Source organism: Variovorax paradoxus, assembly GCF_030815975.1.
In the GTDB taxonomy this organism is placed as follows: domain Bacteria; phylum Pseudomonadota; class Gammaproteobacteria; order Burkholderiales; family Burkholderiaceae_C; genus Variovorax; species Variovorax paradoxus_N.
The window spans coordinates 581,663-597,938 of sequence record NZ_JAUSXL010000002.1 but is presented as its reverse complement, the minus strand read 5'-3'; the positions used below and the strand labels follow the sequence as shown (position 1 = coordinate 597,938).

The 16,276-nt window shown below is 68.3% G+C and carries 15 protein-coding genes; 6 read left to right on the top strand and 9 right to left on the bottom strand.

Features of this window, described 5'->3' with window-relative positions:
- Positions 1–10: 10 nt before the first annotated feature.
- Positions 11–1,261: a Y-family DNA polymerase gene (locus QFZ47_RS06570; RefSeq protein ID WP_307654879.1), complete on the bottom strand. Its 1,251-nt coding sequence runs from the start codon at positions 1,259–1,261 to the stop codon at positions 11–13.
- A 108-nt stretch (positions 1,262–1,369) separates the two neighbouring features.
- Between QFZ47_RS06570 and QFZ47_RS06565 the strand changes: the two genes are divergently transcribed.
- Both QFZ47_RS06565 and QFZ47_RS06560 read left to right on the top strand, forming a co-directional pair.
- The gene (locus QFZ47_RS06565; RefSeq protein WP_307654878.1) at positions 1,370–2,215 is read left to right on the top strand and encodes an RNase A-like domain-containing protein; all 846 of its coding nucleotides are present in this window, start codon (positions 1,370–1,372) and stop codon (positions 2,213–2,215) included.
- Between the two features lie 10 nt (positions 2,216–2,225).
- Positions 2,226–2,534 carry a contact-dependent growth inhibition system immunity protein gene (locus tag QFZ47_RS06560; protein ID WP_307654877.1) on the top strand — a complete coding sequence of 103 codons (309 nt, stop codon included), beginning with the start codon at positions 2,226–2,228 and terminating at the stop codon, positions 2,532–2,534.
- Here the strand turns inward: QFZ47_RS06560 and QFZ47_RS06555 are convergent.
- A complete protein-coding gene (locus tag QFZ47_RS06555) occupies positions 2,497–3,156 on the bottom strand; it encodes a hypothetical protein (protein ID WP_307654876.1) in 660 nt (219 codons plus the stop codon). The two genes, QFZ47_RS06560 and QFZ47_RS06555, sit on opposite strands and share 38 nt — an antisense overlap.
- A 130-nt stretch (positions 3,157–3,286) precedes the next feature.
- Here QFZ47_RS06555 and QFZ47_RS06550 point away from each other — a divergent pair, with 130 nt between their 5' ends.
- Positions 3,287–3,850, top strand: coding sequence for a putative glycolipid-binding domain-containing protein (locus QFZ47_RS06550; RefSeq protein WP_307654875.1), 564 nt, complete (start codon positions 3,287–3,289; stop codon positions 3,848–3,850).
- 11 nt (positions 3,851–3,861) lie between these two features.
- Here the strand turns inward: QFZ47_RS06550 and QFZ47_RS06545 are convergent, their stop codons facing one another.
- Together QFZ47_RS06545 and QFZ47_RS06540 are read right to left on the bottom strand one after the other, a co-directional pair.
- Entirely contained in the window at positions 3,862–4,881 is a 1,020-nt protein-coding gene (locus QFZ47_RS06545) for a Bug family tripartite tricarboxylate transporter substrate binding protein (RefSeq protein WP_307654874.1), read from the bottom strand.
- Positions 4,878–5,798 carry a LysR substrate-binding domain-containing protein gene (locus QFZ47_RS06540; RefSeq protein WP_307654873.1) on the bottom strand — a complete coding sequence of 307 codons (921 nt, stop codon included), beginning with the start codon at positions 5,796–5,798 and terminating at the stop codon, positions 4,878–4,880. Before QFZ47_RS06540 ends, QFZ47_RS06545 begins: the two co-directional genes overlap by 4 nt.
- A gap of 121 nt (positions 5,799–5,919) precedes the next feature.
- Here QFZ47_RS06540 and QFZ47_RS06535 point away from each other — a divergent pair, with 121 nt between their 5' ends.
- Positions 5,920–8,655, top strand: coding sequence for a tannase/feruloyl esterase family alpha/beta hydrolase (locus tag QFZ47_RS06535; RefSeq protein ID WP_307654872.1), 2,736 nt, complete (start codon positions 5,920–5,922; stop codon positions 8,653–8,655).
- Positions 8,646–10,007 (top strand): alpha/beta hydrolase, encoded by a 1,362-nt coding sequence (locus QFZ47_RS06530; protein ID WP_307654871.1) that lies wholly within the window; start codon positions 8,646–8,648, stop codon positions 10,005–10,007. The genes QFZ47_RS06535 and QFZ47_RS06530 overlap by 10 nt, the downstream gene beginning before the upstream one ends.
- Before the next feature lie 24 nt (positions 10,008–10,031).
- On the opposite strand, the gene QFZ47_RS06525 is transcribed toward QFZ47_RS06530, so the two are convergent.
- Together QFZ47_RS06525 and QFZ47_RS06520 are read right to left on the bottom strand one after the other, a co-directional pair.
- A complete protein-coding gene (locus QFZ47_RS06525) occupies positions 10,032–11,369 on the bottom strand; it encodes an MFS family transporter (RefSeq protein WP_307654870.1) in 1,338 nt (445 codons plus the stop codon).
- Positions 11,370–11,534: 165 nt separating this feature from the next.
- Entirely contained in the window at positions 11,535–12,377 is an 843-nt protein-coding gene (locus QFZ47_RS06520; protein WP_307654869.1) for an EamA family transporter, read from the bottom strand.
- A 131-nt stretch (positions 12,378–12,508) separates the two neighbouring features.
- On the opposite strand from QFZ47_RS06520, the gene QFZ47_RS06515 reads away from it, so the two are divergent.
- On the top strand, positions 12,509–13,393 hold the full coding sequence (locus tag QFZ47_RS06515) for a LysR family transcriptional regulator (RefSeq protein ID WP_307654868.1): 885 nt from the start codon (positions 12,509–12,511) through the stop codon (positions 13,391–13,393).
- A gap of 10 nt (positions 13,394–13,403) precedes the next feature.
- Here QFZ47_RS06515 and QFZ47_RS06510 read toward each other — a convergent pair whose 3' ends face one another.
- The 3 genes from QFZ47_RS06510 to QFZ47_RS06500 form a co-directional block, all read right to left on the bottom strand.
- The gene (locus tag QFZ47_RS06510; protein ID WP_307654867.1) at positions 13,404–14,561 is read right to left on the bottom strand and encodes an alpha-hydroxy acid oxidase; all 1,158 of its coding nucleotides are present in this window, start codon (positions 14,559–14,561) and stop codon (positions 13,404–13,406) included.
- 143 nt (positions 14,562–14,704) lie between these two features.
- Positions 14,705–15,589 carry a LysR substrate-binding domain-containing protein gene (locus QFZ47_RS06505; protein ID WP_307654866.1) on the bottom strand — a complete coding sequence of 295 codons (885 nt, stop codon included), beginning with the start codon at positions 15,587–15,589 and terminating at the stop codon, positions 14,705–14,707.
- Between the two features lie 20 nt (positions 15,590–15,609).
- On the bottom strand, positions 15,610–16,212 hold the full coding sequence (locus QFZ47_RS06500; protein WP_307654865.1) for a TetR/AcrR family transcriptional regulator: 603 nt from the start codon (positions 16,210–16,212) through the stop codon (positions 15,610–15,612).
- Positions 16,213–16,276: the final 64 nt, after the last annotated feature.

Here is a 16,276-nt window from a genome sequence, read left to right as displayed (position 1 = left end):
GCCCGATGTTTCAGAAGAGCGACGCGGTGGCCGAGGCCGCTTCCGCCGAGGCGCGCGAGGCCTGGCCGCCCCCGGCCGGCGCCATCGCCTCGGGGCTGCCCGCCTTCGCAAGCGCGCCCACGCGCACGCCCAGGAGGCGCAGCGGCCGCTCGAGCGGCACGCGCTTCAGGCACAGCCCGCCGATCTGGCGGATGGTCTTGCCGTCGGCGGTGTGCCGCTCGATGGTCTGGTCGCGCGTGGCGATCTTGAAATCGTCGTAGCGCAGCTTGATGCCGATGGTCTTGCCCACATAGCCCTTGCGCTGCAGGTCTTCGGCCAGCTTCTCGCACAGGTGCGTGAAGATCGCGCCCAGCTCGGCGCGGTCGCGCACCGCATGCAGGTCGCGGTCGAAGGTGGTCTCGCGGCTCATCGACACGGGCTCGCTCTCGGTCACCACCGGCCGGTCGTCGCGGCCCCAGGCCACCTCGTGCATCCACGCGCCCGTGGACTTGCCGAAATTCTGAATGAGCCAGTCGCGCTCGCGCGCCGCGAGCTCGCCTACCGTCTCGATGCCGAAGCGCTTGAGCTTCTCGTCGGCCTTGGGGCCGATGCCGTTCACCTTGCGGCAGGGCAGCGGCCAGATGCGCGTCTGCAGGTCGGCCTCGTAGACCACCGAGATGCCGTTGGGCTTGTCGAACTCGCTCGCCATCTTGGCGATGAGCTTGTTGGGCGCCACGCCGATAGAGCAGGTGAGGCCGGTGGCGTCGAAGATGGCCTTCTGGATCAGCCGCGCGAGCGCGCGCCCGCCGTCGCGCTGGCCGCCGGGCACGTCGGTGAAGTCGATGTAGACCTCGTCCACGCCGCGGTCTTCCATCAGCGGTGCGATGTCGAGGATCACATGCTTGAAGGTGCGCGAGAAGCGCCGGTATTCGTCGAAGTCCACCGGCAGGATGATGGCCTGCGGGCACAGCTTGGCGGCCTTCATGAGCCCCATGGCCGAGCCCACGCCGAACTGCCGCGCCGGATAGGTGGCGGTGGTGATCACGCCGCGGCCCGCGTAGTCCTTCAGCCGTGGAAAGGCGTCGACCGGAATGTCGGCCAGCGTGCCGCCCTCGGGCACGTGCCGAATCGCCTCGTCCACGCTGCGCCGCCCGCCGCCGATCACCACCGGCAGGCCCTTGAGCTGCGGGTAGCGCAGCAGCTCGACCGACGCGTAGAAGGCGTCCATGTCGAGATGGGCGATGCGGCGGATCGGGGGTGTTGGAATGGGCGGGGAACTCACGGCTCCGATTGTCTCGCGGCCGGGCGATGTTCGCCTGCGGGGCGGCCGCGTGCAAGAATGCGGCCGATCGCAGGTTGGCCCTCCGATGGCATGGGAAAGGCAAATGGCATGGATGACGAAGTCGAAGGCTTGAGCGTCGCGCTGACGCCGGTGCAGATGGCCGCGGTGCTGGGCGGGCAGGACGTGCCCGAATCCGCGAGCCTGAGTAACCGGGTCTGGGGCACCGTGGGGCTGGTGGGCGGCGTGGTGGAACTGCTGGGCGCCGGGGTGCTGTGCGTGGCGCCCGAGCCCACGATGGTGAGCAAGGTCGGGTGCGTGGTGCTGGGCGTGCACGGCTACGACACCCTGGCCACTTCGAGCCGTCAGATCTGGACCGGCACGCCGCAGCGCACGGCGACCGCCGTGACCGCCAGCTCGGCGGCCGAGGCGCTGGGCGCTTCGCGCGACACGGCCGACGGCATCGGGCTTGCTGTGGATGTGGCGGTGCCGCTGTTCGTGGCAACCGGACTCGTCGCCACGCGCGTGATCGCGGTGCGCGCGAGCCGCCTTCGGCTGGAACCGATCCGGCTGGCCGAACACGAGGCGGTGGCGGGTACCAAGGCAGGCGGCCACACGATCGCCTTGCACGTAGGCAAGACGCCGGCCGAACTCTTTCAGCGGTTCGGGACGAAACCGTCGCTGTTGGATGTGTCATCGTTCCACAATCTCGACATCGCGGAGCGCGCCATCACGGCCACCTTTCGCGCCAACGCCTCGGCCATCAGGGCTTGGTCGCGCACGGCGGCCGTGGGCTCGAAGCCGGTGCGCTTCGAGCACGATTTCGGCAGCATCATCGGTATCGGTGTCGTGCGCGGCAGCAACGCGGTGAATCAGCTCAGCCGCGTGCGCGTGATCCTCAACATGAGGGCCTATAACGGCAAGCCGTTCTACATCCTCACGGCCCACCCGATCTGAGGCGCCCGCCATGACGACATCGCCGCGCTACAACTTGCTGGTCGACCTGACTGGCATCTACTTCGGCCAGGACGCCGACATCCTCTTCGGCGAAACGGCCGACGCCATCATGGCGAGCCTGCGCGAGACCTGGACCGCCGACGAGGTGCAGGCGCTGCGCACGCAAATTGTCGATTTCATGAACGCGCACCCCGATCCGGCAGAGCTCGAGCGCGTGTTCTCGCGGGACTTCCATCGCTCGTACCAGCCCGCGGAGTTCGGAGCGACGGCGGGGGAATTCCTCAGATCCGTGCTGCTGGCATTGCCGCTTCAGGCCTGAGGGGCGCGCTCCACACATCGCACCCCAGCGCATCAGCCAGATGGGCGACCAGCCCGTTGGTTCGGGCTGTCAGCGAGATGAGCTGGCCTGCCAGCGCGGCCTGGGGGAGCGCGACCATGGTCTGCGCCGCCTCGTCGGCGCCGGGTTCGCCGTCACGCTCGGGGTTGCCGTGGCGGATGTAGATCAGCGTGCCTCTGGTACCCAGTTCGATTTCCCATCCCTGGTCGATGTCGTGAAAGCGCTGCCCCGGCGGCAGGGTGGACAGGGCCGCCAGCACCGGTTCGATCTCCGACAGCGTGTCGTACCAGGGAAAGGGAATGCCGATGTCTTGCTCGCTGTTCCAGAGCCACAGGCGCATCCAGAAGTGATGGCGGACCTGCCCGAAGCGAAGGCCGTGCTTGTGCGCCAACTGCATCACCCGTGCGTAGTACGCGGCAAGTTCCGTCTCATGTCCGATGGCCTCCGAGGTACGCACCCACAAACGCGAGGCGCGTGGGAGTTCCGGCAGTGCAAGCGGCTCGGGCGGCTGGCCCGGCACGGGTTGGAATGCGTCCTGCAAGCAAAATCCGATCTCGGCCTCCAGCGAGTCGATTGGCTTGGCATGGGCGAACCAGGGTTCCACTTGTGCGTTCCTCTGAACGGTCGGGCGTAGGATGTTAGCTCGCCCACGGCGGAGGCGAGTCTTCTTCTTCACGTGCGGGGCATTGTGACAAGGCTTGCCTGTTGCGCCCGCTGGGGCCATCATCCGCGCCATGCAAACCGTCGCTTCCATCCTGTGGCGCAGGCTCGATGCACCGGGCCATGACGCCTGCCGGCTCGAGCGCAACGCGACCGCGTGGCAGCTCGACGGCGCCGCCGTGTTCCGCCTCGAGGACGGCCGCATCGGCCAGCTGCACTACCGCGTGCGCTGCGACCTGCACTGGCACACGCAGTGGGGCACGGTGCGCGGCTGGCTCGGCGGCAGCGCCATCGACCTGGCCATTGCCCGCGATGCGCGCGGCCAATGGAAACTCAACGACGAGGCCGTGCCGGACCTGTCGCATTGCACGGACCTCGACCTGGGCTTCACGCCCGCCACCAACCTGCTGCAGCTGCGCCGGCTCAACCTGGCAAAGGGCGAGGGCGCCGAGGCGCCGGCTGCCTGGGTCGACGTGGACGGCGGCGGTGTGCTCAGCGAACTGATGCAGCGCTACGAGCGAACCGCGAACGACGCCTACGCCTACGAGGCCAAGCGCTTCGACTACGCGGCAACCCTGCGCGTCACGCAGGACGGCTTTGTGCGCGACTATCCCGGCCTGTGGAGCGTAGAAGCCTAGACACGGGTCAGTCAGTCGAACTGCGACCGGTCCCCCGCCACCAGTTCGCGGTTGCGCCGCCGGTCGATGGCAATCTCGCGCGCGAAGTCTTCGCTGCTGCCGCCGGCCGGAATGTTGTGGGCATCGCGCAGGCGGGTGTGCAGCGGCTCGCTCCGCAGCAGGCGGTTGATCTCCGCATTGAGGCGCTGCAGCACGGCGGCAGGGGTGCGCGCCGGCGCGAAGATGCCGAACAGCGAATCGCGGTTGGCCTTCTCGAAGCCCAGTTCCGCGAGCGTGGGCACCGAAGGCAGCGCCTCGAGGCGCGCCGGTGCACCCACGGCCAGCGCGCGCAGGCGGCCGCTTTCGATGTACTGGAGCTGCTGCGCCGCGACGTTGGTCGACAGCAGCTCGAACTGCCCGCTCAGCGCATCGTTGAGCTGCGGCCCGCCGCCTTGATACGGAATGTGCGTGATGTCGGTGCGGCTTTGCATGCGCACCTGCGCCAGCACCATGTGCCCGATGGTGGCCACGCCCGAGCTGGCCCAGCGCAGTGCGCCCGGCTGGCTGCGCGCCATGGCGACCAGGTCGCCGAAGCTGCGGCCCGCGAAGGCGGGCGTGCCGACCACCAGCACCGGCGTTCGCATGACGCTGGCCACGGGCGCGAAGCCGCGCAGCGGGTCGTAGGCCACACGCGCGAGCAGCGGGTGCAGCGTGAGCGGGCTGATGGCCGAGAAGGCGAGCGTGCAGCCGTCGGGCATGGCCCGCGCGAGCGCATCCATGCCGACGCTGCCGCCCGCGCCGGCGCGGTTTTCGACCAGCACTGGCACGCCCAGCGCCTGCGCGAGCGGCTCGGCCAGCGCGCGCGCCATGCCGTCGCTCACGCCGCCGGGTGGATACACCACGATCAACCGCACCGGCCGCTGCGGCCAGGGCGGTGTGGCGGCGTGCAGCAGGCGCGGCACCGCGCACGAGGCCGCGAGCAGCGTGCCCATGCGGCGCACGAAGCGGCGGCGCTGGAAGAACGGCGGGCTCGCTGGTGCACCCTTGCTCATGACGCGGAGTTCTCGTTCGCGAGCCGGCGCAGCAGCGCGGCAAAGTGCTGCGCGGGCAGGTTGTCTTCTTCGGCGCGCAGCACCAGCGTGAGCGGCGCGTCGAGCTGGCCGCCATCGGCCAGCCGCGCATAGGTGATGGCGTGCGCGTGCACGCCGCTCATCGAGGCCGGCACCACCGAGAGGCCGACCCCCGCGGCCACGAGGTTCAGGTTGGTCATCATGCGATCGACTTCGGCCACCACGCGCGGGCGCAGGCCCTTGGCGTGGCACAGTGCGAGCAGCTCGGCATAGAGGCCGGGCGCGCCGGGGCGGCGCACCAGGATGATGCCTTCCTCGCACAGCTTCGCGAGCGGCAGCGGACGCGAGGCCTTGCTGCGCGCGAGGGCAAGCCGATGGTCGCTGGGCATGGCCACCAGCACCGGTTCGCGCAGCAGCGTTTCGAACACCAGGCCTTCGGGCCGCGCCACCGGCACGCGCAGCAGGCCGCAGTGCAGGCGGCCGGCGGCCAGCGCCTCGGTGAGTTCGGCGGCGTTGTCCTCGCGCAGCTGCAGCTCCACGTCCGGGTGCGCGCGGCGAAAGGCGCGCAGGGCCTCGGGCATGAAGCGGTGCGCCGCGGCCGAACTCGTGAAGCCAACTGCCAGCGTGCCGGCCTTTCCCTCGGCCACGCGCGCCATGCGCTGCTTCATGGCTTCCATGTCCTGCAGCATGCGCAGCGCCTCAGCCTGGAACAGCCGGCCCGCATCGGTGAGCGCCACCCCGCGCGGATGGCGCCTGAACAGCAGCACGCCGAGCTCGCGCTCCAGCGCCTTGATCTGCTGGCTCAGCGGCGGCTGCTGGATGCCCAGCTGCTCGGCGGCGCGCGTCATGTGGCCGGTGCCGGCCACGGCCGTGAAGTAGCGCAGCGCTTTGATGTCCATATTTTTTTCGTATTGAAAGTGCCTCTTTATTTTATTTGACCCCAAGTCACTCGTGCACCTATCGTCCGGCCGCCTGTTCAAAAAAAGCGGCCCTTCGAGGCCGCATGCCGGAGACAAATCCATGCGCACACCGCGCCCCTCATCGATCATTCGCGCCGCTTTCCGCGCCTGCCGTCCACTCGGCACCGCGATCGGCATTTCCCTGGTCCTGGCCGCGTGCGGCGGTGGCGGTGGAGGCGGCGGCGGCTTCTTCTTCCCGACGCCGCCTGCAGGCAACAGCCTGCCCGACGCCGACCCGCCGGACAACGCACCGCCGCCCCCCGTGGTGCCGGTGCTCTCGTGCGCGGAGCTTGCCGGCAAGAGCCTCCCCGCTTCGGCGATCGGCCTGCCCACGCAGGGCGCCACCGTCACCAGCGCCGCGCCCGTGGCCGCGGGCGACGCCGGCAACCTGATGGGCGACTACTGCCGCGTGCGCGGCACCATCCAGCCGGTCGACCCCGCGTCGCAGGCGATCAACTTCGCGCTCAACCTGCCCGAGAAGTGGAACCAGAAGACCATTCACTTCGGCGGCGGCGGTTTCGACGGCGTGCTCATCGACGGCACCGAGACCATCCGCTTCGGTCCGGCCGGCAAGCCCGCGCCGCTGGCGCTTGGCTATGCCACCTACGGCGACGATTCGGGCCACCAGGCGAGCAGCATCACCGACGGCCGGTTCGCGGCCAACGACGAGCAGCTGGCCAACTACGGCGGCCTGTCGCTCAAGAAAACCCGCGACGTGGCCCAGGCGCTGGTACTCGCGCGCTACGGCGTCAAGCCCAGGAAGGCCTACTTCCTCGGCACCTCCACCGGCGGGCGCGATGCGCTCGGCTACGTGCAGCGCTGGCCGCTCGACTACGACGGTATCATCGCCAACGAGCCCGCGCTCAACTACACGGGCACGCGGCTGTCGAACGTGGCGGTGGGGCGCGCGCTCTACAACAATGGCGGCGCCGGCTGGATGAACGTGGCCAAGACGCTCCTGGTGCAGAAGGCCGCGATGCAGGCCTGCGACAAGCTCGACGGCGCGGCCGACAACATCGTGAGCAACGTGGAAAGCTGCCGCCAGCTCAATGCGCCCATCCTTGCATCGCTGCGCTGCAGCGGCGGGCTGGACACCGGCGACACCTGCCTGTCGGACGCGCAGATCGCCACCGTGCGCACCATCGAGTCGCCGCTGGTATTCACCGGCTACGCACTCGCCAACGGCGTGCGCCGCGCGGGCGGCTACAACCTGCTCGAGGGCGCGCTCGTGGCCGGGCCGTACACCACGCGCGACCTCGGAACGCGCAAGGTGCCGGCCAATCCGGCCACCTCGGCCGATGCCAACATGTATGTCACGGGCGACCAGTGGGTGAAGTACTTCGTCACGCGCATCGACAGCTTCGATACGCTCGGCTTCGATCCGCTGGACCCGGCCGGCTACGCGGCCCGCGTCACGCAGGTGTCGAAGCTCACCGATGCGACCAACCCTGACCTCGCACCGTTCTTCGCGCACCGCGGCCGCATCATCATGCTGCACGGGCTGGCCGACGAAGTGATCAGCCCCAACTCCACCATCGACTACTACCGGCAGCTCGTCGCCACGCTGGGACAGGCCGCGGTGGACGAGAGCGTGCGCTTCTACACCGTGCCCGGCATGGGCCATGGCACGGGGGTGTTCATTCCCAACTGGGATTCGCTCGCGGCGCTCGAAGCCTGGGTCGAGGACGGCCTGGCGCCCGCCACCGGCGTGGCGGTGGACGCCGTGGCCGGCACCTACGGCCGCACGCGTCCGCTGTGCCGCTTTCCGTCATGGCCCAAGTACCGCGGCAGCGGCAGCCTCGACGCGGCGGTCAACTACAGCTGCGTGACCGAGGCCGGCGACCCGCTGGCCTGCCCGAACCTGCCCGCGGCCGCCACCGCTTACAAGGGCGGCAACGGATTCGGCGAAGAGCTCAGCGTGCAGATCGACCCCGCCACCATGGCCTACACCGTCACCATCGACGCCAGCCTGCAGCGCGCCGCCGGCACGCAGCGCAGCGGCACGCTGGTGGCGCAGGGCCAGTGCAGCTACGCCAGCGCGGAGAGCGGCGCGGTCTTCAGCTTCTCGCCCGGCGGCGTGCTGCTCGGCGGCGTGAACGCGCCGGCCGGCGGCGGCTTCACGCCGCTCCTGGCTTTCCAGGCCACCTTCCAGAATGCGGCCACGCCCACGGTGTTCAACCCGGTGGCGAACATCTTCAATGCGGTGGGCGTGCAGCAGGGCACCGGCACAGCGGCGGCGCATGCGTCGTCGGTGCGGCTGCGCAACGCGGGCACCTTCCAGTACTGCCGCGATCCGGCCACCGGCAGCTTCATGGCCTACGACCCGAGCTGCACGCAGACCGAGAAGGGCTACATCAGCTACAACGCCGCGCGCAACGCCTTCGACCTGCGCACCACCTCGCCAACGGGTGGCGCCACCACCACGGGCGGCACGCTCACCGGCTCGATGGTGATCGGCATGGTCAACGGCAGCGCCGTGCCGCTGCACCTGGTGCGCGAATCGGCCACCAACACCGGGCTGCGCCTGCTGGCGCCGCAGCAGAGCCTGATGGCGGGCACGGCCGACGGCAGCTACGCCATGGCCAGTGTGCAAGGCGAAAGCCGCGAGGCCACGGTGGCGGGCGGCGCCTTCAACCTGGGCGGCACCGCCGCGGCGCTGAGCTACGACGCGCCAGTGCCCGGCGTGGTGCAGGCCGACGCGGGCCGCCCCGGCAATTTCATCTTCACCCACGGCGTTCTCGGCTTCGTCTCCGCATCGGGGACGGCCGCGGCGCTGGAACTCGGAGCATGGCATTGATGAACAACAGGAAACCGCTTCTTCGCACATTCGCTTTTGCGCTGCTCGGCACCATGGCCGCGCTGGCGGCCGAGGCCGCCGCCTGGGGGCCGAAGCCCACGGCCTGCCCGGCGCCAGTGCCCGCGCAAACGCGCTGCTACACCGGCGCCGACGGCAGCGGCGCGCTCTACTGGATCGCCATACCGCAGGCATGGAACCGCGTGCTCGTGATGCATGCCCATGGCGGCCCCGAGACCGGCCCACCCAGGCTCGAACGCAGCGCGGAAGACCTGAAGCGCTGGGCCGTCACCGTGAAGGCCGGCTACGCATGGGCCGGCTCCACCTACCGCCGCGGCGGCTACGGCGTGACCATGGCCGCCGAGGACACCGAGCGCCTGCGCCGCATCTTCGTGCAGCGCTTCGGTCCGCCGCGCCGCACGCTGCTGCATGGCCAGAGCTACGGCGCGGGCGTGGCCGCGAAGGCCGCCGAACTCTATGCACCGGCCGGCGATGCGAAGAGCCCTTACGACGGCCTTCTGCTCACCAGCGGCGTGCTCGGCGGCGGCAACAGCGCCTACGATTTCCGGCTCGACCTGCGCGTGGTCTACCAGCACGTATGCCGCAACCATCCGAAGCCCGACGAGCCGCAATACCCGTTGTGGCAGGGCCTGCCGATGGAGTCGAAGCTCACGCGCGCCGAACTGGCCGCGCGCGTCAAGGAGTGCACCGGCGTCGGCATGCCGGCGGCGCAGCGCACGCCCGAGCAGGCCGCGCGGCTCAAGACCATCCTGTCGGTCGTGAAGATCCAGGAGCGCTCGCTGGTGGGGCACCTGAACTGGGCCACCTGGCTGTTCCAGGACCTGGTGCAGCAGCGCCTGGGCGGACGCAACCCCTTCGGCAACGTCGGCGTGGCCTACCAGGGCTCGGCCGACGATGCGGCGCTGAATGCGGGCGTGGTGCGCTATGCGGCCGATCCGCAGGCCAAGGGCGCGCTCGCCGCCGACAGCCAGCCTTCAGGCCGCACCGCACTGCCCACCGTGGCCCTGCATGCCATCGACGATCCCACGGCTTTCGTCGAGCTCGAAGACGCCTACAGGCGCATCCGCGATGCCGCCGGCACGGGCGGCACGCTGGTGCAGGGCTTCAGCGCCGAGCGCGAGCACAGCTACCTGAGCGATTCGGAATACCCGGCGCTCTTCGAAGCCTTGATGGACTGGATCGACAAGGGCGAGAAGCCCACACCCGCGAGCCTGGCGCAGCGCTGCGCGGCGCTGATGCCGAGCTACGACACCGACGGCAGGAACGGCTGCCACATCAAGCCCGAATGGCAGCCGCCCACGCTCGAAACCCGCGTGCCTGCGCGGGCCCCCTGATCTCATGAAAGCCGGCGCGCGGCCTCAGTGGTCATGATGCAGGTAGCTCGCCTGCCTTGGCAGCCGCAGGCTCACGACGAACGCAATCACCATCATCGCGGTCACATACCAGAAGAAGGCCGACTCGTGCCCCAGCGACTTGAGCCCCAGCGCCACGTACTCGGCGGAGCCGCCGAAGATGGCGTTGGCCACGGCGTAGGCCAGGCCCACGCCCAGCGCGCGCACTTCGGGCGGAAACATCTCGGCCTTCACGATGCCGCTGATCGAGGTGTAGAAGCTCACGATGGCCAGGGCCGCGATGATCAGCACGAAGGCGACCACCGGACTCGTGGTGTGCTGCAGTGCCGTGAGGATCGGCACCGTGGCCAGCGCGCCGAGCCCGCCGAACAGCAGCATGTTGTTGCGCCGCCCGATGCGGTCCGACAGCGCGCCGAACAGCGGCTGCATGCACATGTAGAGGAAGAGCGCGCCAGTCATCACATAGCTGGCGGTCTTGATCGGCAGGTGCACCGTGTTCACCAGGTACTTCTGCATGTAAGTGGTGAAGGTGTAGAAGATCAGCGAGCCGCCGGCCGTGAAGCCCAGCACCGTCAGGAAGGCGGGCATGTGGTGCTTGAAGAGCCCGGTCATGGTGCCGGCCTCCTTGTTGGCCTTGGCTTCGGCGCTTTGAGTTTCGTGCAGCGTGCGCCGCAGCAGCAGCGCCACCACGGCGGCCATGGCGCCGATGACGAACGGAATGCGCCAGCCCCAGGCCTTGAGCTCGGCTTCGGTGAGCAACTGTTCGAGCACCACGATCACCAGCACCGCGAGCAGCTGCCCGCCGATCAGCGTGACGTACTGGAACGACGAGAAGAAGCCGCGCTGCCCGCGCAGCGCGACCTCGCTCATGTAGGTGGCAGTGGTGCCGTATTCGCCGCCCACCGAAAGGCCCTGGAACAGCCGGCAGACCAGCAGCAGGAAAGGCGCCCATGCGCCGATCTGCGCATAGGTGGGCAGGAAGGCAATCACCAACGACCCGCCGCACATCATCGAGACCGAGATCAGCAGCGAGGTCTTGCGCCCGACCTTGTCTGCAATGCGCCCGAAGAGCCAGCCGCCGATCGGACGCATCAGGAAGCCGGCCGCGAACACGCCGGCGGTGTTCAGCAACTGCACCGTCGGGTCCGACTTGGGAAAGAAGGCCGACGCGAAATACAGTGCCGAGAAGGCATACACGTAGAAATCGAACCACTCGACCAGGTTGCCCGAAGAGGCCGCCATGATCGAGAAGACGCGGTGGCGTTTTTCTTCTGCCGTGTAGTGGGGAGGAGGGGAAGACGCGGAGGCCGACGGGCCGCCCGGGACAGGCGTGACTGCGCTCATGATGGGTTTTGCCGCACGTGCAGGCGATGTTGTTGGAAGCAACGATTTTCTGCACGCACGGATTTGCGTGCTGTCGGTCAACGCCGCAAGCCTGTTGCCGGCGGGGGCTTAGGGCCGGTACTGTGCTGGATTCTTCAATCCATGGGTTGCTCTGACACCGTGACGCTAAAGGCGCAGCTTCACCAGCAAGATGCCCGCAAAGACGAGCACAGAGCAGGCGATGCGGCGTCTGCCCAGCTGTTCCTTCAGCAGGTAGGCGGATATCAGCGCCACGAAGAGAACGCTGCTCTCTCTCAGGGCCGACACGGTGCCCATGGGCGCCTGCGCGAGCGCCCACACGGCAATCCAGTACGCGCCTATCTGCATGGTGCCGGCGATCGCGCTCATCGAGAGCGTTCGGGAGTCGACACGAAACGCGGCGCGCCCCCTCCACCACAGGACGATCAATGCAGTCGCAATGCCGTCGCCAATGGTCAGCAGCACGGCAAAGCCCAGTGCGGACTCCGACCGGCGCGCTCCCAGCGCATCCACGACCGTGTAGGACGCGATCAACAGGCTGATCGCCATTGCATAGAACGTTCCCCGATGGGCGCCTCCCTGCGCCCGGTGCTGGAAGGCGAACGCCAGCACGCCGATGCTGAGACACAGGACTCCGGCGATTTCCCCCGCTGAGGGCACCTCTCCCACCATGAACACGGCAGCCAGTGTCACGAGCAGCGGAGCCCCACCCCGCGCGATCGGGTAGACATGCCCGAGGTCTCCATGCTGGTAGGCGATCGGAAGGGCGAAATGGTAGACGGTGTGGATGCCTATCGAGAGCGCGAGCAGAGGCCAATCCGTCGACGCAAAAACACCCACGAATGGCAGCGCGACCAGAGAAATGCCGCTCCCGATCAACGTGGTGAGCGCCATCACGGCAATCTTGTCGCCGCCGATCTTGATGGCGCTGTTCCATATGGCGTTCATGAGTGCCGCCAGAAGAATGGCCAGGAATACACCGTCGCTCATGCGCCAGCCGCCTTCTTGTTCGATGAACTCATCTCCCACTCCCTCATTGATTTGCCGATGCGAGCAATGGTGGTTCCTCGGTACTATTCCGTAAAGTCGAATTTACTAGCCGCTAAAGTCAGGAATCCTGAATGCGAAATCTCAACCTCGACCAGCTCCAGACGCTCATCGCCATCGCCGATCTCGGCACGCTGGCGGCCGCAGCACAGGCGCTGCACTTCGCGCCGCCCACGGTCAGCCTGCACATCCGCGAGCTGGAATCGAGGCTGGGCGCGGTGCTCGTCGAAAGAGGGCGGCGCCAGGCCCGCCTGACTCCAGCCGGGTCGGCGCTGGTGGAAGGCGGCCGAAAGCTGCTTGCAGGCGCGGATGAGCTGAGCGATCAGGTCCGCAGGAAATCGGAGGGGCGTGAAGGCGTTGTTCGAATCGGTTCATCCGCCGGCGTCAGCGCGCATCTGCTGCCGGCATTGCTGGCCCGGCTGTCGAAGCGCAGCCCGGGTGTGGACGTCACGGTCAGCATCCTCAGTTCGGTCGAGGCCATTGCGCGGCTGCAGGCCGGAACGCTCGACATCGGCATCGTCGCAATGCCCCAGGCCCTCTGCGCGGGTGTGAAGTTGATCGCATGGCGCAATGACCCGATGGTGGCCATCGTGCCCCGCAGTTGGAAGGCTCCAAAACTGATCACCCCCCAATGGCTGGCCGAGCGCCCCTGGATATCATTCGATCCTGCCACGCAGATGTACAGGCTCATCGCCGCATGGTTCGGCCAAGCCGGGCTTAATCCGCGGGCGCGGATGCATCTGAACTATCCGGAAGCCATCAAGAGCCTGGTCGCCGCAGGTCACGCAGCGGCCATCCTGCCATTCGAGCCGCACAACAAGGACGCCATGGCGGATGCGCTGGTGCTGCGGCATCTGAAGCCCACGCTCAGCCGGCCGCTGGGCCTTGCCCATCGCGTGACCAAGAGCCGCGACAACGCTGTCCAGAGCGTGCTGCAGACCTTGGGGGAGTTCGCGTGAGGGTCCGGCTCTAGAAGGTCCCCGGCAGCAGGATCCCCGAATCCACGTTCTCGATATTCGTGCGCCCGCAAAAGGCCATGGTGATGTCGAGCTCCTTGTGGATGATCTGCAGCGCGCGCGTCACGCCGGCCTCTCCGTAGGCGCCCAGGCCGTAGAGAAAGCTGCGGCCGATCAGCGTGCCGCGGGCGCCGAGAGCGCGGGCCTTGAGCACGTCCTGGCCGCTGCGGATGCCGCCATCCATCCACACCTCGATCTCGCGGCCCACGGCATCGACGATGGCGGGCAGCGCCGCGATGGAAGAGGGGGCGCCGTCGAGCTGGCGGCCGCCATGGTTGGAGACGATGAGCGCGTCGGCGCCGCTCGCGGCGGCCAGGCGCGCGTCTTCCACGTCCATGATGCCCTTGAGGATCAGCTTGCCGCCCCAGCGCTTCTTGATCCATTCCACGTCGGCCCAGCTGAGCGCCGGGTCGAACTGCTCGGCCGTCCACGACGACAGTGACGACAGGTCTTTCACGCCCTTGGCATGGCCCGCGATGTTGCCGAAGGTGCGGCGCTTGGTGCCGAGCATGCCCAGGCACCAGTGCGGCTTGGTCGCCAGGTTGATCATGTTGGCGAGGGTCGGCTTGGGCGGCGTCGACAACCCGTTCTTGATGTCCTTGTGACGCTGGCCCAGGATCTGCAGGTCGAGCGTGAGCTGCAGCGCCGACACGTTCGCGGCGCGCGCGCGCTCGATCAGGCGCTCGATGAAGTCGCGGTCCTTCATCACATAGAGCTGGAACCAGAACGGATGCCGGCCGGTGTGCTCGGCAATGTCCTCGAGCGAACAGATGCTCATGGTCGAGAGCGTGAACGGAATGCCGAAGGCCTTGGCCGCGCGCGCGCCAAGAATTTCGCCATCGGCATGCTGCATGCCCGTGAGGCCGGTGGGTGCAATGGCCACCGGCATCGCAACGTCCTGGCCGATCATGGTGGAGCGCGTGGAGCGGCCCTCCATGTTCACGGCCACGCGCTGGCGCAGCAAGATTTTCTGGAAGTCGCTCTCGTTGGCGCGGTAGGTGCTTTCGGTCCACGCGCCGGAATCGGCGTAGTCGTAGAACATCTTCGGCACGCGCCGCTTGGCGATCACCCGCAGGTCTTCGATGCAGGTGATCTTGGAAAGGTCGGGCACGGGGCGGTCTCCTGGGGGTGTTCTGTTGTTCGTTCTTGCGAAAGGCCCGCCATTATGGGCAGGCCCCGCGGCGGCCCGAGTGTGATTCGCCCGGCCTTCGTCGGGCTGAAATTTACCCGGCCTGCATCTGAAAAGAATTCAGTTCAATCGCGCAGCGCCTGGCGCAGCCATTCGACGAAGGTCGCGCACTCCCAGCGCTCCATGGCACCCGGCCGCCAGCAGATGAAGTAGGCGTTGGGCGAGGGCACGCTGCGGTCCGAAAGCCGCACGAGGCGGCCATTCTCGAGCCAGGCGCTGCCGAGCTTCAGGTGCATCAGCACCACGCCGAAGTCCTCGGCCGCCGCATCGAGTGCCAGGCCCAGGTCGTTGAACTGGTGGCCGGTGGCCGGCTCCGGCAGGCCGATGCCGCAGGCCTTGAACCAGGTGCGCCAGGCTTCCAGCGGCGTGCGCAGCAACTGGGCCCGCGAGATCTCGGCATCCGTGGCAAAGCCATCGAACGGGCCGTGGCGCTCCAGGTAGGCGGGGCTGCACACCGGCGACACCTCGTCAGCCAGCAGCTGAAAAAACTCGCGATCGTGAAAGGGCCCGGTGCCGAAGCGCAGCTCGATGTCGGCTTCTTCGGCCGTCATGTTGCGCACCGGCGTGGTCACCTGCAGCATCAGCTCGATGTTCGGATAGGCGTCGCGGAACACCGCCAGCCGGGGCAGCAGCATCTGGCGCGAGAAGGTGGGCGTGACGGCCACGCGCAGCCGGCGCACCTGCGATGCGGGCTCGCGGCCCGGCACCTGCTGGAGCGCTGCAATGGCTTCGCGCACGCGGGCCAGGTAGGCCACGCCATCGGCGCTCAGGCTGAAGTCGCTGCCCGCGAAGAACTTGAGTTCGAGCAGCGTCTCGAGTTGGCGGATGCGATGGCTCACTGCGCTGGGCGTGACGCTGAGTTCTTCGGCCGCGAGGTTCACGCTGCGCAGCCGTGCCACGGCCTCGAAGGCCTGCAGGCCCTGGGTCGAGGGAAGTCGCGTTGAAGCCATGTGTTGTTTCCGGAATGATCTTATCGAGCCGCTGCGGGCCGCGACGCGGTGGCCAATGCTTCGAGAAGCCGCCGCAGGTCGTCGACAGCTTCGCGCGCCAGCGCCGCGCCGCCCATCTGCGCCTTGACGATGGCGCCATCCACGCCGAGCGCCGCGGCCTGGGCAAGCGCCGTGCGCGCGGGCAGCGCCGCAGGCAGCAGGCTCGCAATGACCTCCACCATCTCTCGCTTGTGCTCGCGCGCGCGCTCGGCGGCTCCCTCCACGCTGCCGCCCACCTCGGCCACCGCGTTGATGAAGGCGCAGCCGCGAAACGCGGGATCAGCGAACCATTCGGCCATCACGTCGGCCAGCAGCAGCAAGGCCCCGGCATCGCCGGCGCGTTCGTGCGCGCCGCGGCGTCCCAGTGCGTCGACGAACCAGGCCATCCACCGCGCATGCCGGTGATCGAGAAAGGCGCGCACCAGGTCGTCTTTCGACGGGAAGTGCCGGTAGAAGGTGACCTTGGTGACGCCCGATGCGGCAATGACGCGGTCGATGCCGGTGGCGCGGATGCCGTCGGCATAGAAGAGGTCGTGCGCCGTGAGCAGGATGCGCTCGCGGGCGGGCAATGCGGTGATGTCCATGGTGCTATTGTAGGCATGTAGACAGGTCTGTCTACGTGTGGCACATTGCGGGACTTCGCCATCC